The 12,289-nt window shown below is 68.2% G+C and carries 10 protein-coding genes and 1 tRNA gene; 2 read left to right on the top strand and 9 right to left on the bottom strand.

Annotation, left to right across the window (positions count from 1 at the left end; all coding sequences use genetic code 11):
- Positions 1 to 283 precede the first annotated feature (283 nt).
- The 8 genes from mfd to FV560_RS10270 all read right to left on the bottom strand — a co-directional run bounded on the left by mfd (position 284) and on the right by FV560_RS10270 (position 10,059).
- On the bottom strand, positions 284 to 3,955 hold the full coding sequence (mfd, locus tag FV560_RS10305) for a transcription-repair coupling factor (protein WP_159621448.1): 3,672 nt from the start codon (positions 3,953 to 3,955) through the stop codon (positions 284 to 286).
- A 127-nt stretch (positions 3,956 to 4,082) separates the two neighbouring features.
- Positions 4,083 to 5,285, bottom strand: a complete 1,203-nt coding sequence (locus FV560_RS10300; RefSeq protein WP_235020053.1) for an RNA polymerase sigma factor — start codon at positions 5,283 to 5,285, stop codon at positions 4,083 to 4,085.
- Positions 5,286 to 5,305: 20 nt separating this feature from the next.
- On the bottom strand, positions 5,306 to 5,674 hold the full coding sequence (locus FV560_RS10295; protein WP_159621447.1) for a YciI family protein: 369 nt from the start codon (positions 5,672 to 5,674) through the stop codon (positions 5,306 to 5,308).
- 94 nt (positions 5,675 to 5,768) lie between these two features.
- Entirely contained in the window at positions 5,769 to 6,377 is a 609-nt protein-coding gene (gene pth, locus FV560_RS10290) for an aminoacyl-tRNA hydrolase (protein ID WP_159621446.1), read from the bottom strand.
- Positions 6,378 to 6,407: 30 nt separating this feature from the next.
- Positions 6,408 to 7,043, bottom strand: coding sequence for a 50S ribosomal protein L25/general stress protein Ctc (locus tag FV560_RS10285; protein ID WP_159621445.1), 636 nt, complete (start codon positions 7,041 to 7,043; stop codon positions 6,408 to 6,410).
- A 228-nt stretch (positions 7,044 to 7,271) separates the two neighbouring features.
- Positions 7,272 to 8,252, bottom strand: a complete 981-nt coding sequence (locus FV560_RS10280) for a ribose-phosphate diphosphokinase (protein WP_159621444.1) — start codon at positions 8,250 to 8,252, stop codon at positions 7,272 to 7,274.
- 29 nt (positions 8,253 to 8,281) lie between these two features.
- A complete protein-coding gene (gene glmU / locus FV560_RS10275; protein WP_159621443.1) occupies positions 8,282 to 9,844 on the bottom strand; it encodes a bifunctional UDP-N-acetylglucosamine diphosphorylase/glucosamine-1-phosphate N-acetyltransferase GlmU in 1,563 nt (520 codons plus the stop codon).
- Positions 9,845 to 9,987: 143 nt separating this feature from the next.
- Positions 9,988 to 10,059: transfer RNA gene (locus FV560_RS10270), tRNA-Gln, on the bottom strand.
- A gap of 198 nt (positions 10,060 to 10,257) precedes the next feature.
- On the opposite strand from FV560_RS10270, the gene FV560_RS10265 reads away from it, so the two are divergent.
- Complete coding sequence (locus FV560_RS10265) at positions 10,258 to 10,905, top strand: TetR/AcrR family transcriptional regulator (RefSeq protein WP_159621566.1); 648 nt, start codon at positions 10,258 to 10,260, stop codon at positions 10,903 to 10,905.
- Positions 10,906 to 11,048: 143 nt separating this feature from the next.
- Entirely contained in the window at positions 11,049 to 11,543 is a 495-nt protein-coding gene (locus FV560_RS10260; RefSeq protein WP_159621442.1) for a MarR family winged helix-turn-helix transcriptional regulator, read from the top strand.
- On the opposite strand, the gene FV560_RS10255 is transcribed toward FV560_RS10260, so the two are convergent.
- A complete protein-coding gene (locus tag FV560_RS10255; protein ID WP_235020052.1) occupies positions 11,524 to 12,237 on the bottom strand; it encodes an alpha/beta fold hydrolase in 714 nt (237 codons plus the stop codon). The two genes, FV560_RS10260 and FV560_RS10255, sit on opposite strands and share 20 nt — an antisense overlap.
- Between the last annotated feature and the right edge of the window lie 52 nt (positions 12,238 to 12,289).

The raw sequence follows: 12,289 nt of genomic DNA, 5'->3' as shown, positions 1-12,289 counted from the left end.
AATCCGGGGCGAAATGGCCCGTGTTCGTACGGTACGCACGAACACGCTCGACTCACCCTTCAGAAACGTTGCAATCCCAACTGTTTGACGACCGATGGAACGAGAGCATCACCCTCACCATCACCCTGTCGTCACCCCGTCATCACCCTGAACGGTCATTCAAAAATCATCCATATGCACCGGTGCAAATAGTGACCAAGAACGACCGCGCAGGATTTCGTGACCTATGAAATCTGCACGGTAGGCGCACATCGCATTCCGCGTCGAGCGGGATGCTCCTCGTTCAGGAACGTGCCGCGACCGCGGCTGCTGCTGCGACGCTTGCATCGGGAGCGATGACTGCGTCAACGAGCTCCCCCACCCACGCGAGCAGTGCCTCGTCCCGCAACGGCTGCCCGCCCACGCGCGAGGTCATCGGTGCAGGTACCAGGATCGTGCGGACGGCGGGCTTGAGCACGGTACCCGGGAAGAGTCGCTTGAGGCGCAGCTGAGCGGACTCGGCCAGCTCGACCGGGGCGAATCGGATGTACTTGCCCTGGGAGGTGATGTCGGCCAGTCCCGCGGCACGTGCCTTCACACGAAGTCCCGCGACGGCGAACAACCGCTCGACAGGTTCGGGTACCGGCCCGTAGCGGTCCACGAGCTCTTCCCGGACGGCGTCGATCGCCTGCGCGTCGGCCGCCTGGGAAAGCTTGGTGTAGGCCTCCAGGCGAAGCCGCTCGTGGCCGATATAGTCGTGCGGCACGTGCGCGTCGATCGGCAGCTCGACCTTGAGCTCGGAGAGTTCGTGCGTCTGCTCCCCCTTGAAAGCTGCAACGGCTTCGGAGACCATCCGCACATACAGATCGAACCCGACACCGGCGATGTGCCCGGATTGCTCTCCACCGAGCAGGTTTCCGGCGCCCCGGATCTCCAGGTCCTTCATGGCCACCTGGATCCCCGCACCGAGGTCGGTGTGAGCAGCGATGGTCTGCAGCCGCTCGTGCGCGGTCTCGGTGAGCGGCTTCTCGGGCGGATAGAGGAAGTAGGCGTAGGCACGCTCCCGGCCGCGCCCCACACGGCCACGTAGCTGATGCAGCTGGGAGAGGCCGAAGACGTCCGCCCGCTCCACGATGAGGGTGTTGGCGTTGGAGATGTCGAGTCCGGTCTCGACGATCGTGGTGCACACGAGCACGTCGAACCGCCGCTCCCAGAAGTCCACGATCACGCGCTCGAGCTCGTGCTCGTTCATCTTCCCGTGGGCGACAGCGATCCGGGCGTCGGGCACGAGCTCACGGAGCCGGGCGGCGGCGCGGTCGATGGACTCCACCCGGTTGTGCACGTAGAACACCTGCCCCTCGCGCAGGAGCTCGCGGCGGATCGCGGCGGTGATCTGCTTCTCCGCGTAGGCCCCCACGTACGTCAGGACGGGGTGGCGTTCCTCCGGCGGGGTGGCGAGCGTCGACATCTCGCGGATGCCGGTCACGGCCATCTCCAGGGTGCGCGGGATGGGAGTGGCCGACATGGCGAGCACGTCCACGTTGGTGCGCAGCTGCTTGAGGGTCTCCTTGTGCTCGACCCCGAACCGCTGCTCCTCGTCGACCACCACCAGGCCCAGGTTCTTGAAGCGAACTTCCCCGGTGATGAGCCGGTGGGTGCCGATCACCACGTCCACGGCCCCTGTACGCACCCCCTCGCGCACTGCCTCGGCCTCGGCCGCGGTCTGGAATCGCGAGAGCGACTTCACGGTCACCGGGAAGCCGGTGTAGCGCTCACTGAAGGTGTCCAGGTGCTGCTGCACGAGCAGCGTGGTGGGCACCAGCACGGCCACCTGCTTACCGTCCTGCACCGCCTTGAACGCCGCCCGGACGGCAATCTCGGTCTTGCCGTAGCCCACGTCACCGGAGATGAGGCGGTCCATCGGGACCGGCTTCTCCATATCGGACTTGACCTCGTCGATGCTGGAGAGCTGGTCGGGGGTCTCCACGAAGGCGAACGCGTCCTCGAGTTCACGCTGCCACGGCGTGTCCGGGCCGAAGGCGTGGCCCTCGGTGGCCATCCGGGCCGAGTAGAGCCGGATCAGTTCGCCCGCGATCTCCTTGATCGCCCGGCGGGCCCGGCCCTTGGTCTTGGCCCAGTCCGAACCGCCCATCTTGTTCAGGCTCGGCGACTCCCCACCGGTGTACTTGGTCACCTGGTCGAGGGAGTCGGTGGGCACGAACAGCCGGTCCCCGGGGTGCCCACGTTTGGAAGCGGCGTACTCGATCACCATGTACTCGCGCGTGACCGCGGACTTGCCCACCCCCACGGTGCGTTGGATGAGCTCCACGAAGCGCCCCACACCGTGCTGCTCATGGACCACATGGTCACCGGGCCGCAGTGCGAGTGGATCGACCACGTTACGGCGCCGCGAGGGAAGCGTGCGCATGTCCCGGGTGGAACTTCCGGCCCGCCCTGTCAGGTCCGCCTCGGTGAAGACGGCCAGGCGGAGGTCTTCCGCCACGAAGCCGCGGCCGATACTGGCCGTGGTCACCAGCACCACTCCCGACGGCGGAAGGTCCGGGTCTTCACCGTCCCTCGCCTCGGGCCCAGCGGGAGCGATCTCGGAGACCAGCCGGGCGGGCACCTCAGCCTCCAGCAGCTGCTCGACCATGCGCCTGGCCGGACCCGCTCCCTCGGTGACGAGCACGAGCCGCCAGCCGTGCGCCGTCAGCTCTTTCAGGTCGGCCACCGCGCGGGCGGTCTCTCCGCGGTAGCCCGCAACGTCCCGCGTCGCCAAGCTCACGCCGGGAGAGGCACCATCGCCGGGGTGCTCGGCGAACTCTTCCAGCTCGGTGTCACCGGTGAAGCCACCCACGGCCCACCAGCCCAATCCGCGCCGGCGAGCGATGTCGCGGGTGGCGTCCAGGGTGGCGAAGCTGGCCTGGGAGAGGTCGATGGGTGTGTTGGCTCCCGCGGCGGCCGAAGTCCAAGCGGCGGCAAGGAACTCCTCCGTGGTCGCCACCAGGTCGTGCGCCCGCCGGCGGATCCGCTCGGGGTCGTGCAGCACCAGCAGGGCGTCGTCCGGGACGAGTTCGAGGAACGGGACCATCTCGTCCACCAGGACCGGCGCGAGGGACTCCATCCCGTCGACGGCGATGCCCTGGCTGAGCTTCTCGAGCATCTCCGCCGCCCCCGGCAGCGTGGGCATCAGATCGGTGGCGCGCTGGCGCACATCGTCGGTGAGCAGGATCTCCCGGGTGGGGGGCGCCCACATGCCGTCGTCACTGATCTCTAGGGAGCGCTGGTCGGCCGCGGAGAACCAGCGGATCTCCTCCACCTCGTCACCCCAGAACTCGATGCGCTGCGGGTGTGCCTCGGTGGGGGCGAAGACGTCCAGCAGGCCACCGCGGACGGCGAACTCACCGCGGCGTTCGACCATGTCGACGCGGGTGTAGGCGGCGGCGACGAGTTGGGCGACCACCTGCTCCATCGGCGCATTGTCCCCCGCACGTAGCGCCACCGGTGCCAGGTCCCCCAGGCCGGCCACGACCGGCTGCAGCATCGCCCGCACGGGCAGGACGAGCACCTGGATCGGCGCACTCGACCCACCGGCCCCACTGGCCGGCTCGGCCCCGGCGCCGTCATCAGCAGGATCGGGGTGAGCGAGTCGGCGAAGTACCGCGATCCGCCGGGCGACCGTGTCGCTGCGCGGGGAGAGGCGTTCGTGCGGCAGCGTCTCCCAAGCCGGGAAGACGGCGATTCCTGCCGGGTCCAGGTAGGCCCCCAGCGCGGCAGCGAGCTCATCGGCCTCTCGCCCGGTGGCCACGGTCACGACGAGCGGACGGCTCCCCTGCATCGCCAGTTCGGCGAGCATCGGCGCCCGCGCACCGGCGGAGGCGGAGATGTCGAGCGTGCCACGGGCAGGGATCGCCTCGACCAGCGCGCGCAGGCCGGGGTCGGCGCGGAAGGCGGAGAGTACACCGGTGAGAGTCATGGATCCGTTCGTCCAGCAGGCGGGCAGCACAACGAGCCCGATGCACTCCCACAGGCGGGGCACCAGGCAGGGCTCTACTGTACTCCGATGGGTCGGGCACGGAACGGGCTCCGGGGGCCCACCGTCGTCAGTCGGCCCTGCTCTCGAGCCGCAACCGTCGGGCGATCAGGTGTGCGCGTTCGGCTTCGTTCATACACAGGGCGAGGGCGGTGTCGAATGAACGCCGGGCGTCGTCGATCCTGCCGACACGTACCAGCAGCTCAGCCCGCGCGGCAGGCAGCCGGTGCCCGGGAATCGCGATGCCTTCCAGGGCTGCCAGGCCGGCGTCTGGCCCGGCCAGCTCCGCGAGTGCCACTGCACGGTTGAGCCGAACGACCGGTGAGTCCACCAGGGTGAGCAACTCGTCGTATCTCGCGACGATCCGGTTCCACGCCGTCTGATCTGGCGAAGGCGCGATGGCGTGCTCCGCTGCGATCATCGCCTGCAACAGGAAGGAGGCCGGTGGGGCGGCGGCCAGTGGTTTCAGAAGCTCGAGAGCTTCGCCGATCTCGTCGTAGCGCCACAAGGCACGGTCCTGGTCGGGTAGCACGACCAGTTTGCCATCACGGACCCGAGCGTCACGACGCGAGTGCTGAAGCAACATGAGCGCTAGGAGTGCATCGAGTTCGGCGTCGGCGCCACGGACCAGGGACCGGATCACACGCACCAGGCGGATCGCCTCTCCGGCAGTGTCTGTGCGCAGCACGTCTGCACCTGAGCCAGGTGCGTAACCGGCAGCGAACGCGAGGTAGGCCACCTCGGCGCTGACTGCGACCCTGCTCGGTAGTTCCGCAGGGGTAGGAATCGTGAAGTCCGCTCCAGCGAGCTTGCGTCGAGCCCTGGTCAATCGAGCTGCCATCGTCGATGTCGGCAGCAGGAATAGCCGAGCAATGTCCGCCGTGGACACGCCGAGTACAAGCCGTAGTGTGAGCGCGGCAGCCGCCTCAGACGTCAGTCGCGGGTGCGCGCACAAGAGCACCAGGCGCAACCGTTCGTCACTCAGTTCGTCACCGGGGTCCGCCATCACACGCTGCGATCCGGCGGCGAGCTCCGCGTCAACCACCAGGTGTGGCATGCGGCGGACCAGCACAGCTTCGGAACGCAGCTGATCGGAGATCCTACGACGCGCAGCCGTCAGCAGCCACGCGGCAGGATTGTCAGGCTCGCCGTCGGCCGGCCACGTGCGGGCAGCCGCCTCGAAAGCATCGGCCAGACCATCTTCCGCCACATCGAGCCGGCGGTACCGCGCGACGAGCAGGGCCAGCAATCGGCCCCACTCATCGCGCAGCACCCGCTCGATCGTGAGCAGTGTCAGCCCCCGTTGCCGCTGTGGTCCACCGCTGCCCGCACTTCGATCGCCCCGTGGGACTCGGCCAGCACCCCGCAGATCTCGATCAGATCCTCCAGATCGTCGCTCTCGACGAGGTAGAAACCGCCGAGCTGCTCGACGGTCTCGGCATACGGCCCGTCAGTGACCGTGAGTTTGCCATCGGCGCCTGGGGTGATCTTCTTGGTCCCTTGCGACGGCTTCAGTTCCTCGCCACCGGCGAGCTGATGGCCTCTCGCCGCGAGCAAGCGTGCGAACTCCTCGTGTTTGGCGAAGACGGAGGCCTGTTGCTCGGCGTCCACCTTCTCCCAAACTGTCTCGTCTCCAGTCAACAGGACGACATACGTGGACATGGTCAGAGTTTCCTCTCCGTAGCGACATCTGTCATGACGATGACGTGCGACGGTCGTGGAAATCGACAGTTGGGCGTGAGAAGTTCTGTCCCACTCACGGACGGGCGGCGTGCCAGCGGGTCTGGGCCCGGAGCAGTCCCTCGTTGATGAGGTCCGTGACGGCATCCGCCGCGTCGACCAACGTCACGGCGAGTTCGTCTCGCTCAGTGGCGGCGAAGTCGCGCAGCACATAGTCGGCTGCGTCCATCCGTCCGGGCGGTCTGCCGATACCGACGCGCAGCCTGAGGTAGTCCCGGGTGCCGAGCGCCTGGGAGATCGATTTGAGCCCGTTGTGGCCGCCTTCTCCGCCACCCTGCTTCAGGCGGAGAGTCGATAGCGGCAGGTCGAGCTCGTCATGGACGACCAGCAGCCGGTCGGCGGTCACGTCGTAGAACCGCATCAGTGCCGCCACAGGCTTGCCGGAGAGATTCATGTAGCTGGCAGGTTTGGCCAGCACCACCCGGGGCCCAGGAGCACCGGACGCCACAGTCCCGAGCCGGCCGTCGAGGACGGCGGCCCGGGACTTGTGCGTGGCGAAGCTGCCCGGAACATCCCGGGCAAGGGTGTCGAGCACCATGTGACCGACGTTGTGGCGATTCGCGGCGTAGGTGGGCCCAGGATTCCCCAGGCCCACCACCAGCCACGGCCCGTTCACATCGGTCATCGCGCTCGGTTCAGATCAGACTGGCTCGGATCAGGACTCGTCCGAGGACTCGGCGGATGCCTCGGCCGGGGCCTCAGCAGCGCTCGCCTCGGTGTCCTCGGCCTCGTCCTCGGAGGGCTCCTCACGCGGCACGTAGACGACCACGACGGCGGTCTCCGGGTCGGTCTCCAGGGCACTGCCCTCGGGCAGGGTCAGGGCGCCGGCGCGGATGATGTCGCCGTCCTCGAGGCCCTCGACCGAAACCTCGATGTACTCCGGCAGGTGCGTGGCCTCGGCCTCGAGGCTGATGCTCGACGCCTCGAGCGTGTAGCTGGTGCCGGAGGCCGTCTCGCCCTCGACGTGGACCGGGACGTCGACGACGACCTTCTCGCCCTTGCGGACCAGGATGAGGTCGACGTGCTCGAGCGTCCAACGCACCGGGTGACGCTGGATGTCACGCGGCAGCGCGAGTTCGGTCTTGCCGTCGATGTCCAGGGTCAGCAGCGCGTTCGGGTTGTCCTTGAGGATCAGCCACGTCTCGTGCGTCGGCAGGGACAGGTGCACCGGGTCGGTGCCGTGGCCGTAGAGGACGGCCGGGGTCAGGCCCTGACGGCGGGTGCGTCGCGCGGCACCCTTACCGAAGTCGGAGCGGACGGAGGCGGAGACGCGGTTCTCGTTGCTAGCCATGGATCTCTCTCGCAGACGGTGTGGTGGTGGGCACGCCAGGCGGGCGACAGCGAGCGAACACACCGCACGGACCAGGCCCGTCGGGGATCCGCCGCGTCGATCACGGGTGGGAGATCTCCCACCCCTCGCCGAGGCAACCGGTGCAGTCTACCCGAGCAACGCCGCAGCCGGAACCACAGTTGACCTCCGATCGGCGGGCGCCTGTGAGGAACCCGTCGGCGGTTCGGCTCAGACGTTCCCGTCGAACAGGCTGGTCACCGAACCGTCGTCGAACACTTCCCGGATCGCGCGGGCCAGCAGCGGAGCGATCGAGAGCACGGTGAGCTGCTCGAAGTGCTTGTCCGCGGAGATGGGCAGGGTGTCGGTGATGACCACCTCACGGGCGCCGGATTCGGTGAGCCGGCGCACGGCCGGGTCCGAGAGCACGCCGTGGGTGGCGGCGACGATCACGCTCTTGGCACCGGCTGCCATCAGCACCTTCGCGGCCTCGGCGATCGTGCCGCCGGTGTCGATCAGGTCGTCCACGAGCACGCAGTCGCGGCCCTCCACATCGCCGACCACCCGGTTGGCCACGGCCTGGTTCGGGCGCGTGATGTCACGGGTCTTGTGCACGAAGGCCAGCGGAACCCCGCCGAGCTTGGCCGCCCACTGCTCGGCCACGCGGATCCGGCCGGCATCCGGCGAGACGACAGCGGCGTTGGCCAGATCGACCCGGGTACGCACATAGTCGGTGAGGATCGGCATCGCCCACAGGTGGTCGACCGGACCGTTGAAGAATCCCTGAGTTTGCGCCGCGTGCAGGTCCACGCTCATCAGCCGGTCGGCTCCCGCGGTGGCGAACATATCGGCCATCAGCCGGGCCGAGATGGGCTCACGCCCGCGGTGCTTCTTGTCCTGGCGGGCGTACCCGTAGAACGGCATGACCGCCGTCACCTGCTTCACGGACGCGCGCTTGAGCGCATCGGTCATGAGCAGTTGCTCCATGATCCACTCGTTGATCGGAGCAGTGTGCGACTGCAGCACGAATGCGTCGGCGCCACGCACGCTCTCGGCGAATCGCACGTAGATCTCACCGTTGGCGAAGTCGTACAGCGTGGTCGGGACCACCTCGATGCCCAGCTCGTCGGCCACGGCCTGAGCGAGCTCGGGGTGGGCACGGCCGGAGACCAGCACCAAGCGCTTCTCGCCGTGGCTCGTGATACCTGTCATGGTCTGGGTACTCCTCATGGGGCGGTGTCTCAGCTCGGGTCGGGGGTGTGGGAGTCGGTCTGACGGCGACTGGCCTCGGCCTGCGCCTGTGCAGAGAACTGGTCACCGAGGGCGCGTCCGGCCGCCTCGGCAGCAGGTGTGCCAGGACGGCGACTGGCCGTCCACCCCTCGATGTTGCGCTGATTGCCGGTCGTCACGCCCAGCGCCCCCGGCGGGACGTCCCGCCTGACGACAGTCCCGGCCCCGGTATAGGCCCCGTCCCCCACCCGGACCGGTGCCACGAACATGTTGTCGGCGCCCGTACGGGCGTAGGAGCCGATCACCGTGCGGTGCTTGTTCACGCCGTCATAGTTGACGGTGATGCTGGCCGCACCGATGTTGGTCTCCTCGCCGATGGTGGCGTCACCGATATAGGACAGGTGCGGCACCTTCGTCCCGGCACCGATCTGGGAGTTCTTGACCTCCACGAACGCCCCGAGCTTGCCCCGCTCTCCGAGCTCGAGCCCGGGCCGGAAGAACGTGAACGGCCCCACAGTGGCATCGTCCCCGATGCGTCCGCCGGTGCCATGGGTGCGGATGACGGTCGAGTTCTCGCCGATCTCGACGTCGGTGAGCGTGGTGTCAGGACCGATGACGCTGCCGGTGTCCACAGTGGTCGTTCCGTGCAACTGGGTGCCGGGCAGGATGGTCACGTCCGGGGAGAGCCGGACATCGCCGTCGATCCAGGTGGTCGCCGGATCGACGACCGTCACCCCGGCGCGCATCCAGTCGGTGACGATGCGGCGATTCAGCTCAGCCCCGAGCGTGGCGAGCTGCACCCGGTCGTTGACACCTTCGACGAGCATCGGGTCATCGGTGACGACCGCTCGCACGTCGCCACCCCGGCGGCGGGCGAGAGCAATGACGTCCGTGAGGTAGACCTCGCCCTGATCGTTGGCACGGTCGACCTCGGCCAACGCCGAGCGCAGGACGCTGGAGTCCATCACGTAGACACCGGAGTTCATCTCCTTGATCGCCCGCTCGTCCTCGGTGGCGTCCCGGTGCTCGACGATCTTCGCGATCTGGTCATTCTCGTCGCGTATGACCCGGCCATACCCCGTGGCGTCGTCGAGGACGGTGGTGAGCACCGTGATGGCGTTGCCCTCGTCCTGGTGGGACTGCACCAGCGAACTGACGGTCGGGCCGTCCAGCAGCGGCACGTCCCCGGAGAGGATCACCACGGGCCCCGTGATCCCGCCATCGGCCGTCGCAAGCGGAGCGCGCTCGTCCCTCTCCGCGAGGTTTTCGGACTGCACGGCAGCGTCCAGCGCCAGGAGAGCGCACTCGACGGCGCGGCCGGTACCGGGTACCTCGTCCTGGTCGGCGATGAGCACGGAGGGCTCCAGCTCACGTGCGTGCGCGGCCACCAGATCGCGCTCATGGCGAACCACGACGGCGACCCTCTCCGGACGTAGCGAGGTCGCCGTCCGGAGCACGTGCCCCAGCAAGGAGCGGCCGGCGAGACGGTGCAGGACCTTCGGCGTCGCGGACTTCATCCGGGTGCCCTGGCCTGCGGCAAGAACGATCACGGCAGCGGGTGGCGTCAGGCTCACACAGGCCACTGTAACTGCTGAACCGGGAGCCGTAGCCCGCGTCCACACTCACGGCTCGATCCTGCTGCGGCGCTGGAATCCCTGGCGGGCGCCTCAGGCGGGATTGGATCACCGGACGGGTGATTGAACCCGCTCGAGGTCGGCTCCGCCCCCAGGATTCGAACCCGGACCACACGGCACCAAAGGCCGGCGTGCTGCCATTACACCAGGGCGGACTGCCCGCGCACGCCGGTGCGCGGGACGCATGCGAGCATACCTGCGACGCGCGGGCGGCTGGCACCGGAGTACCGGATAAGGCACGACGGACCAGGTATGACAGCCGGCCGCGCATGGGTACGGCCGGTCACCTCGTTGCCAACGCACGGCATGATGGAGGCGTGAGCGAACCCACACGACGCGTCACCCGCACCCGGATGACTGGCCATGAGCGCCGCGAGCAGCTGCTGGAAGTCTCCCGGCCGCTGTTCGCTGACAAGGGCTTCGAGGGCACCAGCGTGGAGGAGATCGCTGCCCGGGCCGGGGTCTCGAAACCTGTCGTCTATGAGCACTTCGGGGGTAAGGAAGGCATCTATGCGGTGATCGTTGACCGCGAGGTCGCGATCCTGCTCACCGCGTTGACCGGATCGCTGCGCGAGGGCGGCCACCCACGGGTCATCGTGGAACGGACCGCCCTGGCACTGCTGGACTACATCGAGACCAACACCGATGGGTTCCGGATCCTCGTCCGGGACTCACCCGTTGCTCAGGCCACTGGGACGTTCTCCTCCCTGATCGGCGACGTCGCCACCCAGGTGGAGGAGGTGCTCGCACCGCAGTTCGAGCGCCAGGGTCTCGATCCGGCAACCGCGCCCATGTATGCACAGATGCTGGTCGGGATGATCGCGCTGACGGGCCAGTGGTGGCTCGACGCTCGCGCACCCGGGAAGCATGAGGTGGCCGCCCACCTGGTCAACCTCTCGTGGAACGGGCTGCAGTCGCTGGAGGCCGAACCTCGGCTCACTCGCGCGGCAATGCGACCCCGTGGACGCACCGGGAACCGGGCCGACGGCGGCCACGCCTGACACGAGCGGCGGCGGTACCTGACACGAGGTGCGGCGATACCGGACGACGAATGGTCGCGCCGGCCAGCGGCATCGACCCGCGGCAGACACCGGCTTCCACCATGCATCCCAGCAGATCTCTCGATATCGAGTAATCTCGGTCCATGGCCGCGGTGGATGAAGTCGACCGGATCGTCGAGGCGTGGGTCCGTGAGCGCCCCGACCTCGACGTCGCGCCATTGCGGATCTTCTCGCGCATTTCCCGGCTGTCCCGGCTCCTGGACCTGGCCCGGCGCTCGGCATTCAGCAGGCATGGCCTGGAGGTGTGGGAGTTCGACGTGCTCTCCGCACTGCGGCGCGCTGGTGAGCCGTATGAGCTGACACCGGGGAATCTCATCGCCCAGATGCTGGTCTCCTCGGGCACCATGACCAACCGCATCGACCGGCTGGTGCTGCACGGATTGGTGGTCCGCACCGCGGACGCGACCGACCGGCGCGTGGTCCGGGTGCGGCTGACCACGCAAGGACGGGACGTCGTCGACGCCGCGATGGAGGACCTGCTGCGGCGGGAAGCCGAACTTCTCGGCGTGCTGGCCACCGGCGAGGACGAGGATCTGGCGCGCATCCTGCGCAGCCTGCTCACCCAGTTCGAGGACTGACGCCGGCGAGCAACTCGGCCAGATCCACCGGCTTGGTCACCATCGGCCAATGACCGGACGTGATGTCGACGGCCTCCAGGTGATGGGCGTTCGCCAGCTCAGGGATATCGCCGGAGTCGATCCATCCGCGCATCTCCTCCGGGCTGAACTCCGGGCAGATCTCGATCACGGGAACGTCGAACCGGCGCTTGTCGTGCCACCGCACCTCGGCCTGAGCGACGGCCGCCGGTACCGGGACCGCCATCGCTTCCAATCGGGCGCGAGCATCATCATCCAGATCGGCAGCGTCCGGGCCTTCGAAGGGCTCCCACCCCGGGAAGGGCATCCCACCATCGGCTACCGGGAAGAAGTCCGCATAGGCCGATTCCTGTGCGGCGGGAAATCCTCCGATCATCACCACCTGGGAGACCGCGTCGGGGCGGCGATCCGCCGCCAGCCATGCCAGCGTCGCTGCTGCGGAGTGCCCCACCACCACCGGGCTCGTCGCCGCGTCCACGGCAGCGACCACTTCGGAGACCTGGTCCTCGAGCGTGGCGTGCGGGTCACCATCGTCCACACCCGGAAGTGCGGGGGTGATCGGCTGATGCCCGACCTCTCGCAGCCGTGCTGCGGTCTCGTCCCAGATCGCACCAGGCAACCAGAGTCCCGGCAGCAGAATGATGTCCATCACAACCTCCGTCGTCATCGTGGTCATCACGCTAGCTCCACCCCCTGACATCCGCTCGGTGCGGGACCCGGCGCGCTCG

The organism is Ruania rhizosphaerae (assembly GCF_009805705.1).
GTDB lineage: Bacteria > Actinomycetota > Actinomycetes > Actinomycetales > Beutenbergiaceae > Ruania > Ruania rhizosphaerae.
This window is presented reverse-complemented; position numbering and strand designations above follow the sequence as displayed.